Source organism: Streptomyces sp. JH34 (assembly GCF_029428875.1).
Classification (GTDB): Bacteria; Actinomycetota; Actinomycetes; order Streptomycetales; family Streptomycetaceae; genus Streptomyces.
In genome coordinates this window covers 6433113-6448428 of sequence record NZ_JAJSOO010000001.1, presented here as the reverse complement: position 1 = coordinate 6448428, position 15316 = coordinate 6433113, and the positions used below count along the sequence as shown (strand labels likewise).

The following is a 15316-nucleotide window of genomic DNA, read 5'->3' as shown; positions in this document are numbered from 1 at the left end:
TGTCACTCGACCCGGCGGACAGGTCCTCGCCCCAGGTGCACCGCCGCCAGCTTGTCCGGGTTACGGATGACGTAGACGCACCGGATGACTCCGTCCTCGAATTCGGCCTGGAACACCGTGTCCACCGTGCCGTCCACGCTGAACACCAGAGCGGGGCCGCCGTTGAGCTCCAGGACGTGCGCTTCCGCTGCGGTGGACCAGTCGTGCGCGACTGCGAGAAGGAAACGGCCGACCTTGTCCGAGGTCTCGATGATCCGCCGCGGTGCCTTCGCCTTGCCTCCGCTGTCGCTGACGAGGCGGACGTCCGGTGCCAGCAGGGCGAGCAGCTTCTCCAGATCTCCGCCCGAAGCCGCGGCGAGGAACCGTTCGGTGAGATCGCGCCTCACGGCCGGATCCACCTCGTACCGGGGCTTGCGCTCATCGACATGGCGCTTGGCACGGCCGGCGAGTTGCCGTACCGCGGCCTCGGACCTGTCGAGGGTGGCGCCGATCTCCGCGTACGGGAACCCGAAGGCCTCGCGCAGGACGAAGACCGCACGCTCCAGAGGGGAGAGCGCTTCGAGGACGACGAGTACGGCTAGGGACACCGAGTCCGCGAGCACCGCGCGTTCCGCGGAATCGGGTACGGCGGGGCCGAATTCGGTGACCACGGGTTCGGGCAGCCAGGGCCCCACATAGGCCTCGCGCCGGGACCGCAGGTGGCGCAGCCGGTCGATGGCGAGCCGGGTGGTGATGCGAACGAGAAACGCCCTCGATTCCCGCACGTCCTCGCGCCCGGCCGAGGACCAGCGCAGCCACGCTTCCTGCACCACGTCCTCGGCGTCGGCGGCACGGCCGAGCATGCGGTAGGCGACCCCCATGAGGAAGGGCCGGTGTTCTTCGAAGAGATCGGACACGGCGTCGGCAGTCACTCGTCCATCCCAGCCGACACACCTGAGCGTGTCCAGCGGGAATCGCGCTCCCCCTTGAACTGCAAGCTACCCCTCGGTAATCATTGTTGACGAAGTGTCTCGTTCCAGCCGCCCCGCCCCGCCAGGTCCTTCCCGAGGAGCAGCATGGCCAGCACTGTCTCGTTCGCGGTCGACTCCCCCGTAGGCCGCCGGACGGTCGAGGTTTCCTACGAGCGAACAGGTGCGGGCGCACCGCTGGTCCTGCTGCACGGGATCGGCCACCACCGCCAGGCATGGGATCCGGTCCTGCGGCTCCTGGCGGCCGAACGGGATGTCATAGCGGTGGATCTGCCCGGCTTCGGCGCCTCACCGGCGCTGCCGCACGGGCTCGCCCACGACCTGCGGACCATGGTCCCGGTGCTCGGTTCGTTCTTCGGCGCGCTCGACCTGGTGAGGCCGCATGTGGCCGGGAACTCCCTGGGGGGTCTGCTGGCGCTGGAGTTGGGCCGCGAGAAGCTGGTCCGCTCGGTGACGGCGCTGTCCCCCGCAGGTTTCTGGACGCCGAGTGAACGCCGCTATGCCTTCGGCGTGCTGCGGGCGATGCGCGGAGCGGCCCTCGCGATGCCGATGCCGCTGATCGAGCGCCTCTCGTTGAGTTCACCGGGCCGCACGGCGCTGACCAGTACCATCTACGCTTGGCCCGGGCGTCGTTCACCCGGTGCGGTCGTGTCCGAAACCGTCGCGCTGCGCGAAGCCACCGGCTTCCGTCAGACTCTCGAGGCCGGCCTGACCGTGGCCTTCACCGAGGACGTACCGGACATCCCGGTCAGTATCGCCTGGGGCAGCAAGGACCGTCTGCTCCTGCGCCGCCAGGGTGTCCGGGCCAAGCACGTGATTCCCGGCGCCCGGCTCGTCCGTCTTCCTCGTTGCGGCCATGTCCCCATGAACGACGACCCTGCCGCCGTGGCGCGCGTCATCCTCGACACGAGTCGCTGACCCACCGGGTCCACGCGGCCCGAGGATGCCCGAACCCAGTGCCACTCCGAGACCCACCAGGAGGCTCCCGGCGCCCTGACCCGTGCCGTACGCACCCGTGCCGACCAGCGGTGCGGTCAGCGCGGCCGACACGGGGATCAGCCCGGAGAAGAGCGTGGCGCGCTCGACTCCGAAGCGTCGCATGCCGCTGTACCAGCAGACGAAACCGACGACGGTGACGACGGCGGCCTGCCAGAGCAGAGCGGCCGTCTCCACCGGGGTGGGCAGCGCACCCCGCGGTCGGGGCGCAGGACAGGAAGCACACACGCACCCCGCGGTCGGGGCCTCGGACGGGGAGGGCCCAGGCACGGTCGGCCGACCCGTTGTTCATCTGCGGTTGGCGTGACCGCCGCCACCGGGGACTAGGTATGGATCCGCACTTCCGCCCGTACCGAACCGCTGTTCCGGCAGCCCCTCTCGCCCATGGAGGCGCATCGATGTCGAACCGTCCGCTGATCCCTGCCCCGGGGCGCCGCACCGTGCTGCGCGGCTCGCTCCTGGCCTCGGCCGCGGTCGCCGTGCCCGCGGCGGTCACCGCCGCGCCGGCGTTCGCGCTGTCGGGCCGGCCGAGCGCCTCGTGGGGGGTGCAGGTCGGGGACGTGACGGCGTCGACCGCCCTGGTGTGGGTGCGTTCGGACCGCCCCGCCCGGATGGTGGTGGAGACCTCCGCGACGGAGTCCTTCCGGCGCGCCAAGACGTGGCACGGCCCCCTGATCGGCGCCCGTACGGACTTCACAGGGACGACTCCGCTGTACGCGCTGCCGGCCGGCGAGCAGGTGCACTACCGGGTCACCCTCGTGGACCCGCACGACCCCCGGCGCACCGGCAAGCCCGTGTACGGGACCTTCCGCACCGCTCCGGCCGTACGCCGTGACGGGGTGCGTTTCCTCTGGTCCGGCGACATCGCGGGGCAGGGGTGGGGCATCAACCCGGACATCGGCGGCTACCGGGTGTACGACGAGATGCGGCGCCTCGACCCGGACTTCTTCCTGTGCAGCGGGGACAACATCTACGCGGACGGGGTGCTCGAGCCCAGCGTGACGCTGCCCGACGGACGGGTCTGGCGCAACATCACGACCCCGGAGAAGTCCAAGGTCGCCGAAACCCTGGACGAGTACCGCGGGAACTTCCGGTACAACCTGCTCGACGACAATCTGCGGGCGTTCAACGCGCAGGTCCCGTCCGTCGTCCAGTGGGACGACCACGAGGTGCGCAACAACTGGTATCCGGGGCAGATCCTCGACGACGCCCGCTACACCGAGAAGAACGTCGACCTGCTCGCGGCGCGTTCGATGCGCGCGTTCCGGGAGTACTTCCCGGTCTCCACCCTGCGGGGCGGCCCGCAGGAGAGGCGCATGCACCGTGTGGTGCGGCACGGTCCGCTGCTCGACGTGTTCGTGCTGGACATGAGGTCCTTCCGCAACGCGAACTCTCCCGGCCGCCGGCCCGACGACACGACGGGCATTCTCGGCGCCGAGCAGCTGAGCTGGCTGAAGCGGGAGCTCTCCCGGTCGCGTGCCACGTGGAAGGTGATCGCCGCCGACATGCCGCTGGGTCTGGTGGTCCCGGACGGATCGACGGACTTCGAGGCGGTGGCGCAGGGCGACCCGGGCGCGCCGCTGGGCCGGGAGCTGCAGATCGCCGAGTTGCTGCGCCACATCAAGCACCGGCGTATCACCGGTACCGTCTGGCTGACGGCCGACGTGCACTACACCTCTGCTCAGCATTACGCCCCCGAGCGCGCGGCCTTCAAGGACTTCGCGCCGTTCTGGGAGTTCGTCTCGGGGCCGCTGGCGGCGGGCGGATTCCCCGCGAACGCACTGGACGGCACGTTCGGCCCGGATCGGGTCTTCGTCCGGGCACCGGACCGGGCGAACGTGTCCCCCATGGAACAGCCGCAGTTCTTCGGCGAGGTGGACATCGACGGCGGGAGCGGGGAGCTGACGGTACGGCTCAGGGCCCAGGGCGGCACGGTCCTGTTCACCAAGGTGCTGCAGCCGGGCCGCACCGGTCAGTGATCTCTCGGCGGGGACATGGAAATGGTGCTGAAGGCGACCAGATCCACACGTAACCCATCGGTCACAATGCGTTCGTGATCAGGCAACACCGTTCGTCCACAGTGAAGGCATGACTGATGTGACATCCGCGAAGAGTGCCCGCCGTCCGCACCACTGGCGGCGGGACCTGATCGAACTGGCCGCCCTGTTCACCGCAGTGGCCGTGGCCGACGCGATCGCCAACCTGATCGGGCACCAGCCCGACGGCCCCTATCTGCTCGTGGCCTCGGCCGTGGCCCTGGTCGCCACGGCCGCCTTCCACACCTGGTGGGCACGGCGCCACAGCCACGCGCCCCCGCCGGACACGGATACCGGCGGCGCCGACGCGGGGCTTCCCTCCGCCGGCGCCGACGAGGCCGTGGAGACGGTGCTGTGGCGGATGCGGACGACCGTGCGGGACGCCCCCGGCACCCTGGCGGCCCTCTGCATCGCTCTCGCCCGCCACCGGATCGACATCCTGACCCTGCAGACCCACCCGCTGGCCGAGGGCACGGTCGACGAGTTCCTGCTGCGTGCGCCGGCGTCGCTGTCGGCACAGCAGCTCACCCGGGAGATCGCCGCCGCGGGCGGCTCCGCCACCTGGATCGAGCGCGCGGACGCCCACGACCTGGTGGACACGCCCACCCGGGTTCTCGGCCTGGCCACCCGCACGGCGCTCGACGCGGCCGAACTCCCGCTGGCCCTGCGCCAGCTCCTCGGCCGGTGCACCATCCACTCGCTGCCCGCACTGTCGATCACCGGCCGCCCCACCGGAGAGAGCGCCCCCGTGGAAGGGGTCCTCGAGGACACCGTGATGCGGCTGCGCGATCCGTCGGGCGGTGTCATCACCGTCGAGCGCCCCTACCTCCCCTTCACTCCGACCGAGTTCGCCCGCGCCCGGGCCCTGGTCGAGCTCGACGCACGGCTCGGCCCGCGCGTACCGCGCAGTGAGGACGTCCTGACCCTGCCCGAGGGCAACGAGATCACCGTGCGCCGCGCGGACCAGAACGATCTCGACGCCGCCCTGGCCATGCACGCCCGCTGCTCCGAGCGCACGCTCGGCCTGCGCTACCACGGTCCGGTCCGTGACGCCGACCGCTATCTGGACCACCTGCTGAGCCCCCGCTTCGGCCGCACACTCGCCGTGCAGACGCCCTCCGGCCGCCTGGTGGCACTCGGCCATCTGCTCTGGGACGGGGACGAGACCGAGGTCGCCCTCCTCGTCGAGGACGACTGGCAGCGCCGCGGGATCGGGACGGAGCTGCTCGGCCGGCTGGTGGCCCTCGCCGTCGAGGCGGGATGCGAGAGCGTCTACGCGGTGACGCAGGCCCACAACACGGGCATGGTCGCCGCCATGCGGGCGCTCTCGCTGCCTCTCGACTACCAGATCGAGGAGGGCACCCTCGTCATCACCGCCCGGCTCACCGCGGCTCCCGCGCAGCAGTCCCCGCAGCCGACGGAACCGGCGACCCGCTCAGGGGCCCCGTCGCGCCCGTCGCTCCACCGGGCGGAACCGCCGCACCGGGCAGACCGGCTTCCCCGGTCCGAGACGCCCGCCCCGGCCGAGCAGGCGGAACCGCGCCTCCGTCGCTGAGCGCCTGACACAGGTCGGCCCAGAGGTCCTCGACGTCCTCGAGGCCGACGGACATGCGCAGCAACCGGTCACCGACGCCCGCGTCCCGGCGGTCTCCCTCATCCACGATGCGGTGGCTGATGGAGGCCGGATGCTGGATGAGCGTGTCCACGCTGCCGAGGCTCACGGCGGGCGTGATCAGCCGGACGCCCGCGATGATCCTGTGGGGGTCCCCGAACACCTCGAAGGACACCATGGCACCGCCCACCTCCGGGTAGTGGACCCGCGCGACACGGGGATCGGCCGAGAGCCTCCGGGCCAGCTCGGCCGCGGAGGCGGACGCCGCGCGGACGCGTACGGGCAGGGTGGACAGGCCGCGCAGCAGCAGGTAGCCGGCCATGGGATGCAGCACGCCGCCGGTGGCGAACCGCACCTGCCGCAGGGTGGCGGCGAACTCCTCGTCGCAGGCGACGACACCACCCATCACGTCTCCGTGACCGCCCAGGTACTTGGTGGCGCTGTGCAGCACGATCCGCGCGCCGTGTTCGAGCGGCCGCTGCAGCACGGGCGTGGCGAAGGTGCTGTCGACGAGGAGGGGCACGGAGCCGGAGGAGTGCGCCACGGCCCGGATGTCGATCTCGGCCAGCGTCGGGTTGGCCGGCGTCTCGACCATGACGAGGCCGGTGTCCGGGCGGATCGCGTCGGCGATGCCCGCCGGATCCGTCCAGGTCACCTCGGTGCCCAGCAGCCCGGCGCCGAGGAGGTGGTCGCTGCAGCCGTAGAGCGGCCGCACCGCGACGACATGGCGCAGCCCCAGGCTCGCCCGGGCCAGCAGGACGGCGGTGAGCGCGGCCATGCCGCTGGCGAAGGCGACCGCGCTCGCGGCTCCCTCGAGCCGGGCGAGCGCCGTCTCGAAGCGGGCGGTCGTCGGGTTGTCCAGCCGTGCGTACACGGGCGGGCCGTCGGGCCTGGCTCCGGTGGTGGCGAAGGCGTCGATGCGCGCGGCTTCGCCCCGGGAGTCGTACGAGGGGTAGGTGGTGGACAGATCGATCGGCGCGGCGTGCAGACCCTGAGAGGCGAGATCGTCGCGTCCGGCGTGCACGGCTTCGGTGGCGAGCGCTCTGGACCGGAAGGAGGGCTGGGGTGTCAGCGGAGTGGCTTCGGTGTCCATGTCGCCAGACTGAACAGTGACCGGCGAGTAGCGCCCGGATGCCGTGCTACGTTCGCCCGATGTCTGAATCCGTCGCTCTCGATCCGGTCGATCTGCACATTCTGCGCCTCCTGCAGAACGATGCGCGGACGACGTACCGGGAGCTCGCCGCGGAAGTCGGAGTGGCCCCGTCCACGTGTCTGGACCGGGTGGCACGGCTGCGCCGGTCCGGTGTGATCCTCGGGCACCGGCTGCGGCTCGATCCGGCACGGCTCGGCCGGGGCCTGGAGGCGCTCCTGCTGGTCCAGGTGCGGCCGCACCGCAGGGAGCTCATCGGTCCGTTCGTCGATCGGATCAGAGCGCTCCCGGAGTCCCGGGCGTTCTTCCACCTCACCGGCCCCGACGACTACCTGGTGCACGTGGCCGTCGCGGACCCGACGGATCTGCAGCGTCTGGTGCTGGACGAGTTCACCTCACGCCGTGAGGTGGCACGTGTGGAGACCCGGCTGATCTTCCAGCAGTGGGAGTGCGGACCGTTGATGCCGCCCGCCGCGGACGGGCGGAATCCCGCCACGACCACGGGGGAACGTCCCGGCTCCTGAAGGCGTCGACGTACCTCGCCCGGCCGAAGTCCGGTTCCCCCGTGACGTGGAGGGCCTCGGCATAAGAGGATGTCCACATGTCAGACACATCGAGCAGCGCACTGCCGCGCCAGGTCGCCGACGCCTACGTCGACGCGTACATCGATCTCGATCCGATCACCGGTACCTATCTCGGTGTCGCGGAAAGCTCCCGCCGGCTGCCCGATTTCTCGCCCGCCGGTCAGGACGCCTCGGCCGAGCTGATCCGCAGGACGCTCGTCGAACTCGACGCCGCGGAGCAGGCGCCGGGCGCGGACACCGACGAGGAGAGGCGTTGCGCACGGCTGCTGCGCGAACGTCTCACGGCCGAACTCGCGGTCCACGAGGCCGAGGAGGGGCTCCGGGCCGTCTCCAACATCCACTCCCCGGCGCACAGCCTCCGTGAGGTGTTCACGGCGACGCCGACGGCGACGGAGGAGGACTGGGCCGCGGTCGTGGACCGTCTGCGGGCGGTGCCCGCCGCGCTGGAGGGGTACCGTGCCTCGCTCGCGCTGGGGCTGGAGCGGAAGCTGTACGGCGGCCCGCGGCCGACGGCGACGTTCATCGGTCAGCTCGGCACCTGGGCCGGGGAGAACGGCACGGGATTCTTCGAGGACTTCGTGGCCGAGGGACCCGCCGCACTGCGTGCGGAGCTGGACGAAGCAGCGGGGCAGGCGTCCGCCGGCCTGGTCGCGCTGCGGGACTGGATGAGAGATGTGTACGCCCCCGCCATCGAGGGTGCTCCCGACACCGTCGGCCGGGAGCGCTACGCGCGCTGGGCACGCCAGTTCAACGGTACGGACCTGGATCTCGACGAGGCGTACGCCTACGGCTGGTCCGAATACCACAGGCTGCTGGCAGAGATGAGGACCGAGGCGGACAAGATCCTGCCGGGCGCCGGCCCCTGGGAGGCGCTCGCCCATCTCGACGTGCACGGCAAGCACATCGAGGGCGTGGACGAGGTCCGGGTCTGGCTGCAGAACCTGATGGACGAGGCCATCGAGGCGCTCGACGGCACCCACTTCGAACTCGCGGAGCGCGTGCGGAAGGTGGAGTCCCGGATCGCCCCCGCGGGCGGCGCCGCGGCCCCCTACTACACCGGGCCCTCGGAGGACTTCTCCCGGCCGGGCCGCACCTGGCTCCCCACCATGGGTGAGACCCGCTTCCCCGTCTACGACCTGGTGTCCACCTGGTACCACGAGGGCGTACCGGGCCATCACCTGCAGATCGCGCAGTGGACGCACGTCGCCGAGAGCCTCTCGCGCTACCAGGCCTCGGTGGGTCAGGTCAGCGCCAACGCCGAGGGCTGGGCGCTGTACGCCGAGCGGCTCATGGACGAGCTGGGATTCCTGCCCGACGCGGAGCGTCGCCTGGGATACCTGGACGCGCAGATGATGCGTGCCTGCCGGGTGATCGTCGACATCGGCATGCACCTGGAGCTGGAGATCCCCGCGGACTCGCCGTTCCGTCCCGGCGAGCGGTGGACGCCTGCCCTGGCCGAGGAGTTCTTCGGCAGCCACAGTGGCCGGCCCGCCGACTTCGTGGAGAGCGAGCTGACCCGCTACCTGTCGATGCCGGGACAGGCCATCGGCTACAAGCTGGGCGAACGGGCGTGGCTGCTGGGCCGCGAGAACGCCCGGAAGGCGCACGGCGACGCGTTCGACCTCAAGGCCTGGCACATGGCGGCCCTGTCGCAGGGGTCCCTCGGCCTGGACGACCTGGTGGACGAGCTGTCCAAGCTCTGAACACGGCGGGTGGGGCCGGTGATACGGTCACCGGCCCCCTCCCCTCGACGGTCCGAAGGACGGCTTCCGCATGACCGCGCCCGGTTTCCTGTTCTGCTGCGACCCGTTGCGGCCGACGCGTCCCGATCCCCTGTTCGCCGGGGAGGAGGCCGCGGCCCGGCGCGTCGGTGCCCGCACCGCCCTGGTAGACCACGACGCGCTGCTCGCCGGGGATCCGGAGGCCGCGGTCGGCCGGGTGCGGCGGGACTCGGGGCCGTACTGGTACAGGGGCTGGATGATGCCCGCCGCCCGTTACGCGGATCTCGAGCGCGCCCTCGCCGCCCGTGGCTGCGCGCTGCTCACCGACGCGGCCGCGTACCGCACCGCCCATGAACTCCCCGGCTGGTACGAGACGTTCGCCGGGCTGACCCCGCGCAGTGTCTGGCGTGCCCTGTCCGTGGGGGAGGTTCTGCCCGGTCCCGCCGTCTGGTCCGGCCTCGCGGGGACTCTCGGGCCGGGGCCCGGCATCGTCAAGGACTTCGTGAAGTCCCGTAAGGACGAGTGGCACGAGGCGTGCTTCGTGCCGGAGCTGGAGGACGCGGACCGGCTCGCCTCAGTCGTCGGCCGGTTCGTCGAGCTGCAGGAGGAGTTCCTGGCCGGCGGAGTGGTGCTGCGCGCGTACGAGCCGTTCGTGCCGGGCGGCGAGGCGCGGGTGTGGTGGGTGGACGGCGAGGTCGCGCGGGTGACCGCTCATCCGGACACGCCGGGACGGCTGCCCGCACCGGACCTCGACTCCGTCGGCGAGGCCGTGCGCGCTCTCGGCTGCCGATGGGTGACCACCGACATGGCGCTCCGGGAGGACGGGACGTGGCGGGTGGTGGAGGTCGGCGACGGCCAGGTCAGCGGCCTGCCCGCCGGTGACGACGGCGAGGCCCTGTTCCGCGCGCTCCTCGGGCCGTCGGGCCTCTGAACGTGCGACGTTCGCCGAGCCGGCCCGCGCCGTGTCGATGTCCGCCGGCGCCGTCACGGAGCGGGTGCGCGGCCTCGAGGAGGTGGGGGATCAGCGGCCTCCACACCGGAGATCGCGGAGGCCCACCACGTGACCGGGGACGACTGCTTCGTCCTCAAGGTGACCGCCAGGTCGATGCGTCACCTGGAGGAGGTCACGGGGAGGAGGTCACGGGGAGGAGGTCACGGGGAGGATCGGCACCCTCGGCTCCGTGACCACCGGCGTCGTCCACTCCTCGCCCCTCCCCCGCCGGGCGATCAGCCGCTGAGCATGCCGGCCGTCCGGTGGACCACGGCCGATCCGCCCCGTTCCTTGACCACCTCGAGCTGGACGGGGATGCGGCGGCGCAGGTCGGCCACGTGACTGACGATGCCGACGCTGCGGTCGCGTTCCCGCAGCGAGTCCAGGACGTCGAGCACCTCGTCAAGCGTCTGTTCGTCCAGGCTGCCGAAGCCCTCGTCGATGAAGAGCGTGTCCAGGCGTACGCCGCCCGCCTCGTCCGTCACCACGTCGGCGAGGCCGAGAGCCAGGGCGAGCGAGGCGAAGAAGGTCTCTCCGCCGGACAGGGTCGCCGTGTCGCGCTCCCGTCCCGTCCAGGAGTCGACGACGTGCAGGCCGAGTCCCGCCCTGCGGCCCCCGCTGCGGTCGTCGGAGTGGACCAGCGTGTAGCGGCCCCCCGACATCCGCTGGAGGCGGACCGTCGCCGCGGCGGCCACCTGCTCGAGGCGGGCCGCCAGGACGTACGCCTCCAGCCGCATCTTGCGCTCGTTGTCCGCGGAGGTGCCCGCGGTCAGCCCGGCGAGGCGGGCCACCCGTTCGTACTCCTGACGCACCGGCCCCAGTGCGCGCACCTCGTCCTCCGCGAGGCGGGAGAGCCGGTCGAGCTCCGCGCCGCGCTCCTGCGCGGCGGCCTGTGCGGCGGCGTTCTCGCGCAGCGCCCGCACGGACAGGTCGTACGCCGCCTGTGCCTCGTCCGGCGTGGCCGCCGGCCGGCCGGCGGCGTCCTTGGCGTCCTCCTCGGCGAGACGGTCCGCGACGGTGGCTGCCTCCGTCTGCCAGGCGTCGATGCGGTGCTGGAGCTCCCGCTGCGCGGTGTCGCCGAGGATCTTCGCGGCGGCGGCCTGCGGCGTGTCGAATCCGGCCCGGAAGGCGGCGTCGGAGAGCCTGCCGTCGGCCTCCTTGAGGCGCTCGGCGGCTCCGTGTCCGGCACGGAGTGCGTCGGCGGCGCGGGCCAGCAGATCGGCTCGCCGCTCCAGCAGTGCGGCGTGCTCGGCCACCGAGGAAAAGGCGCCCCGGGCCTTGACCAGTTCGTCCTCAAGCGCCGCCTGTTCACGGTCGAGCGCTTCCCGCCGCGACGTACGGGCAGCCGTACGCCGCTCCGCCTGCTGCCGGTCGTCGAGCCTGCCGAGGTGCTCGCGCTCCGCGGAGGCCAGGGCTTCCTGCGCCGCGTGCGTCTGCGCGGCCAGGCGGTGCGCCTCCGCGTGTTCACGGGTCAGGCGGTCGACCACCGCCCGCAGTTCCGCCACGGAGGCGGGCGCCCGGCCCGCCGATCCGGACTCACCCGGGTCCGACGCCTCCGCACGCGCCGTCGCGAGGCGCTCGCGCAGGACGCCCAGCTCGCTCTCCGCCGTCGCGCGGGCGCGGTCGGCCCGCTGGTGGGCGGCGAGCGCCGCCTCCTCCGTGGCCCGGTCCACGTGACCTGCCCCCGCCCGGGCCGGCTCGGGGTGCTCGGCCGAGCCGCACACCGTGCAGGCGACGCCGTCGGCCAGCTGTCCGGCGAGTTCCGCCGCGATACCGCGGAGCCTCTGTTCGCGCAGGGCCAGCCACTTCTCGTGCGCGCCCACCGCGCTCTCCCGTGCCGCGGTCAGGGCCGCCGCCGCGGTCTCCTCCTGCTCGCCGAGTGCGTCACGCCGTCGTGCCGCGTCCAGTCTCCTGCGGGCGGGGTCGAGCCGGCCGGCCAGCTGTTCCGCGCGGGTCGCTGCGTCCCGTGCCGTCTCCACGCGTTCCCTGAGGTCCCGGTGGACGGTGTCCCAGCCGGCCAGCCATTCCGCCGCCTCCTGGATCAGTTCGTCGTCCGAGCGGGACTGCCGGTCCAGCCCTGCCCGTTCGGCGTCGATCTCGCGGCTGCGCCGCTCGGCACCGCGTGCGGCGTCGAGGGTGCCCAGCTCCGCCCGGAGCCCGCGTTCCCTGCCCGCCAGCTGGTCGAGGCCGGCCTCGGCCAGTTCGGGCGGCAGACCGGAGCGGGACCGCTCGAGCGCGGCGACAGCCGCGTGGTGGGCCCGCTCGGCCTCGTCGCGCAGGTCGAGAGCCGGGGCGACCAGGTCCGCCTTGCGCGCGCGGGCCAGCTGCTCATGGCAGCGGTCCCGCTCCGCTCGACGGTCCTCCAGCCCGGCGGCACGGCGGCGGGTCTCCTCGTACCGCTGCTGGAGCCGAGCCCGTTCACGTTCGGACTCGAAGAGGCGGCGTGCGGCCTCGCTCCGCCGCTCCGCCTCCGCCAGCGCCCGGCGGGCGATGTCGAGCCGTTCACGGGCACCGCTGCGCGCGACGGCGGCCCAGCGCAGGACCCCCTCGGCGAGCCCCGGCTCACCCGGCCGCTCCTCGGGTACCGGTTCCTCCGCCGCCGGACCGGCCGCCTGCGCGAGGCGATGGGCCAGGGCGAGGATCTTCTCGTCGCCCGTCCTGACCCGCGCCTCGGCCGCCCGTCGCAGCTCGGCCAGCCGCTCCTCGACGGCGGCGAACCGGCGGGTGTCGAAGAGGCGGCCGAGAAGCTTTCCCCGGGCCTCCGCGTCGGCCCGCAGGAATCGCGCGAAGTCGCCCTGGGGCAGCAGCACCACCTGGCAGAACTGGTCCCGGCTCATCCCGACGAGCCCGCCGATCTCCTCCCCGATCTCCTGGTGGGAACGGCTCAGGGCCTTCCAGCCGTGCTCGGGGTGGTACTCACGCAGCCAGCTCTGCGCCTTCTCGGTCGTGAATCCGCCGCCCCTCTTCTTGGGGCGGGGCTGGGCGGGCCGCCGGGTGACTTCCAGTCGGCGCCCCCCGATCGTCAGCTCCAGGCACACCTCGGTCGGCCGGTCCACCGGGGCGTGGTCACTGCGCAGCGAGCTGCCGGGGCTCTGCCGGGCACCGGGCACCGTCCCGTACAGGCCGTAGCAGACGGCGTCGAGCACGGAGGTCTTGCCCGCGCCGGTGGGGCCGTGCAGCAGGAAGATCCCGGCCGAGGACAGCGCGTCGAAGTCGACCTCCTGTGTGGCGCCGAAGGGGCCGAACGCGGTCAGGGTGAGTCTGTGCAGCCTCAACGGGACACCTCGCCGACCGCGTCGTCGACCCGCACGTCGTCGAGGACGGCACGCAGCACCGTGCGCTCGTGCTCGCTGGGTCCGCTTCCGCCGCGTACGTGGGCCACGAAATCCTCCGCCACCTGCTGGTCGTCACGTCCTTCGAGCCGCTGCGCGTAGGAGGCGAGCGGGTCCTGAGGGGCACGCTCCGGATCGAACGCCAGGCTGAGCGCGTGGGGGAAGCGTTCGAGGAGGCGGGCCATGGGCTCGTCCGGCCGCGCGGGGTCGGTGAGGGTGGCCTCCACCCAGGATTCCCGGTGCCCTTCGAGGGCCGGGTCCTCGAGCAAGGTGTCGAGGCGGCCGCGGAGCCGCGCGAGCGGGCGCGGGGCGGGGCAGTCGACGCGTTCGGCGGCGAGTTCTCCGCCGGGCGCGACGTCGATGAGCCACATCGTCTTGCGGTGCGCGTGCTCGGAGAAGGAGTAGGCCAGCGGCGAACCCGAGTACCGGACCCGTTCGGTGACCCTCTGGCAGCCGTGCAGGTGACCGAGTGCCACGTAGTCGACGCCGTCGAACACCCCCGCGGGGACGGCGGCGACACCGCCGACCGTGATGTCGCGTTCGCTGTCGCTGGGTTCACCGCCCGCCACGAACGCGTGAGCCAGGACCACGGACCTGGTGCCGTCGGGCCGGGCGGCGAGATCCGCCCGTACGCGGTCCATCGCGGCCGTGAGGACGGCTTCGTGCCCCGCCTTGGAGGCGCCCAGCGTGTCCTTGACGAGGGCCGGCTCCAGATAGGGCAGTCCGTAGAACGCCACCTCACCGTGCGCGTCGTGGAGCACGACCGGTGTGGCGCAGTCGTCGGGATCGGTACGCAGATGGATCCCGGCCCGCGCGATCAGCCCGGCACCGACTCCGAGCCGGCGGGCCGAGTCGTGGTTGCCGGAGATCATGACCGTCGGCACCCCGGCGGCGGCGAGGCGGTGCAACGCGTCGTCGAACAGCTGCACGGCCGACAGCGGCGGAACGGCCCTGTCGTAGACGTCACCCGCCACCACGACCACGTCGACGGCGTTCTCCCGCACCGTCTCGACGAGGTGGTCGAGGTAGGCGGCCTGGGCGTCGAGCATCGAGACGCGGTGGAACGATCTCCCCAGGTGCCAGTCCGAGGTGTGGAGAATCCTCACGACGCCACTCCCACGACCGCGACCCCCATGGTCCGTTTCCTCCGCCCCCGGGCTCCGCCACGGCCCCCTGTGACCGTGCGGGGACGGGCGCTCCCTTCCCCGCACAGCTCATCCGGTTCAGACATCCCCGTACGCCTCGCCGCCCAGTTCGAGTGTCGCGGCGCCCGCGGTGGCGTCCGCCAGCCAGGCCCTGAAGTCTTCCACGCCGGCGTCCGGCAGCCCGATCGCGATGGTCACCGCCTCCGCGTAGGTCACCTCGTGCACGGCCACACCGGTGGCGCGCAGATCGTTCTCCAGCTTGCCCGCGCGCTGGTGGTCCACCGTGACGGCGGCGAGGCGGAACCGGCGGCGGGTGGTCGTGCCCAACGCGTCGAGCGCCTCACCGACCGCTCCTCCGTACGCCCGGATCAGTCCGCCCGCGCCGAGCTTCACGCCGCCGAAGTAACGGGTGACGACGGCGACGGCGTACCGCACCTCCCGGCGCATGAGCATCTGCAGCATGGGGACGCCGGCGGTCCCGCCGGGTTCCCCGTCGTCACTGGCCTTCTGCACGGAGGCGTCGGCGCCGATGACGTAGGCGAAGCAGTTGTGGTTGGCGGTGGGGTGCTCCTTGCGGACGCGCGCGACGAACTCCTGCGCCTCCTGCTCGGTGGCGGCGGGGGCGAGCGCGCAGAGGAAACGCGACCGGCTGACCTCGGTCTCGTGCACACCCGCGCCGGCGACTGTCCGGTACTCCTCCTGCATCCGTCCACCCTATGCGCCGGTCCGCCCGGCACTTTCACCCTCCCGTGGGGAATGGTGGGGCGGGACCGTCCGTTGT

The 15316-nt window shown here is 72.6% G+C and carries 10 protein-coding genes and 3 pseudogenes; 7 read left to right on the top strand and 6 right to left on the bottom strand.

Translation table 11 applies throughout. The annotated features are described in order from the left end of the window. Positions 1-2: 2 nt before the first annotated feature. The gene (gene sigJ, locus LWJ43_RS29035) at positions 3-911 is read right to left on the bottom strand and encodes an RNA polymerase sigma factor SigJ (RefSeq protein ID WP_277335133.1); all 909 of its coding nucleotides are present in this window, start codon (positions 909-911) and stop codon (positions 3-5) included. 144 nt (positions 912-1055) lie between these two features. Here sigJ and LWJ43_RS29030 point away from each other — a divergent pair, with 144 nt between their 5' ends. Further along, positions 1056-1886: an alpha/beta fold hydrolase gene (locus tag LWJ43_RS29030; protein WP_277335132.1), complete on the top strand. Its 831-nt coding sequence runs from the start codon at positions 1056-1058 to the stop codon at positions 1884-1886. Between the two features lie 48 nt (positions 1887-1934). Here the strand turns inward: LWJ43_RS29030 and LWJ43_RS29025 are convergent. Next, positions 1935-2141: pseudogene (locus tag LWJ43_RS29025) on the bottom strand (EamA/RhaT family transporter); the annotation flags it as partial. A 221-nt stretch (positions 2142-2362) separates the two neighbouring features. On the opposite strand from LWJ43_RS29025, the gene LWJ43_RS29020 reads away from it, so the two are divergent. Together LWJ43_RS29020 and LWJ43_RS29015 are read left to right on the top strand one after the other, a co-directional pair. Next, positions 2363-3943: an alkaline phosphatase D family protein gene (locus LWJ43_RS29020; protein WP_277335131.1), complete on the top strand. Its 1581-nt coding sequence runs from the start codon at positions 2363-2365 to the stop codon at positions 3941-3943. A gap of 109 nt (positions 3944-4052) precedes the next feature. After that, a pseudogene (locus LWJ43_RS29015) lies at positions 4053-5435 on the top strand (GNAT family N-acetyltransferase); the annotation flags it as partial. Here LWJ43_RS29015 and LWJ43_RS29010 read toward each other — a convergent pair. Continuing rightward, the gene (locus LWJ43_RS29010) at positions 5383-6705 is read right to left on the bottom strand and encodes a trans-sulfuration enzyme family protein (RefSeq protein ID WP_277335130.1); all 1323 of its coding nucleotides are present in this window, start codon (positions 6703-6705) and stop codon (positions 5383-5385) included. The pseudogene LWJ43_RS29015 and the gene LWJ43_RS29010 overlap by 53 nt on opposite strands. A 59-nt stretch (positions 6706-6764) precedes the next feature. Between LWJ43_RS29010 and LWJ43_RS29005 the strand changes: the two genes are divergently transcribed. From LWJ43_RS29005 to LWJ43_RS28990, 4 genes and pseudogenes are all read left to right on the top strand, one after another. Continuing rightward, complete coding sequence (locus LWJ43_RS29005; RefSeq protein WP_277335129.1) at positions 6765-7286, top strand: Lrp/AsnC family transcriptional regulator; 522 nt, start codon at positions 6765-6767, stop codon at positions 7284-7286. 77 nt (positions 7287-7363) lie between these two features. Further along, complete coding sequence (locus LWJ43_RS29000; protein WP_277335128.1) at positions 7364-9049, top strand: DUF885 domain-containing protein; 1686 nt, start codon at positions 7364-7366, stop codon at positions 9047-9049. Positions 9050-9119: 70 nt separating this feature from the next. Further along, positions 9120-9998, top strand: coding sequence for an ATP-grasp domain-containing protein (locus LWJ43_RS28995; protein ID WP_277335127.1), 879 nt, complete (start codon positions 9120-9122; stop codon positions 9996-9998). After that, positions 9946-10305 (top strand): annotated as a pseudogene (locus LWJ43_RS28990) (Lrp/AsnC ligand binding domain-containing protein). The gene LWJ43_RS28995 and the pseudogene LWJ43_RS28990 overlap by 53 nt, the downstream one beginning before the upstream one ends. Here LWJ43_RS28990 and LWJ43_RS28985 read toward each other — a convergent pair. From LWJ43_RS28985 to LWJ43_RS28975, 3 genes are all read right to left on the bottom strand, one after another. Beyond that, positions 10295-13333 carry an AAA family ATPase gene (locus LWJ43_RS28985; RefSeq protein ID WP_277335126.1) on the bottom strand — a complete coding sequence of 1013 codons (3039 nt, stop codon included), beginning with the start codon at positions 13331-13333 and terminating at the stop codon, positions 10295-10297. The pseudogene LWJ43_RS28990 and the gene LWJ43_RS28985 overlap by 11 nt on opposite strands. Continuing rightward, the gene (locus tag LWJ43_RS28980) at positions 13330-14496 is read right to left on the bottom strand and encodes an exonuclease SbcCD subunit D (protein WP_277335125.1); all 1167 of its coding nucleotides are present in this window, start codon (positions 14494-14496) and stop codon (positions 13330-13332) included. The genes LWJ43_RS28985 and LWJ43_RS28980 overlap by 4 nt, the downstream gene beginning before the upstream one ends. A 117-nt stretch (positions 14497-14613) precedes the next feature. Continuing rightward, positions 14614-15240, bottom strand: coding sequence for a YigZ family protein (locus LWJ43_RS28975; protein ID WP_277335124.1), 627 nt, complete (start codon positions 15238-15240; stop codon positions 14614-14616). Positions 15241-15316 lie beyond the last annotated feature (76 nt).

Excerpts from the sequence above, each read along its gene's own strand:
- LWJ43_RS29000 (WP_277335128.1), top strand. The coding sequence starts at position 7,364 with ATGTCAGACACATCGAGCAGCGCACTGCCGCGCCAGGTCGCCGACGCC.
- LWJ43_RS28975 (WP_277335124.1), bottom strand. The coding sequence starts at position 15,240 with ATGCAGGAGGAGTACCGGACAGTCGCCGGCGCGGGTGTGCACGAGACC.
- LWJ43_RS29020 (WP_277335131.1), top strand. The coding sequence starts at position 2,363 with ATGTCGAACCGTCCGCTGATCCCTGCCCCGGGGCGCCGCACCGTGCTG.
- LWJ43_RS28995 (WP_277335127.1), top strand. The coding sequence starts at position 9,120 with ATGACCGCGCCCGGTTTCCTGTTCTGCTGCGACCCGTTGCGGCCGACG.
- LWJ43_RS29030 (WP_277335132.1), top strand. The coding sequence starts at position 1,056 with ATGGCCAGCACTGTCTCGTTCGCGGTCGACTCCCCCGTAGGCCGCCGG.
- LWJ43_RS29005 (WP_277335129.1), top strand. The coding sequence starts at position 6,765 with ATGTCTGAATCCGTCGCTCTCGATCCGGTCGATCTGCACATTCTGCGC.
- LWJ43_RS29010 (WP_277335130.1), bottom strand. The coding sequence starts at position 6,705 with ATGGACACCGAAGCCACTCCGCTGACACCCCAGCCCTCCTTCCGGTCC.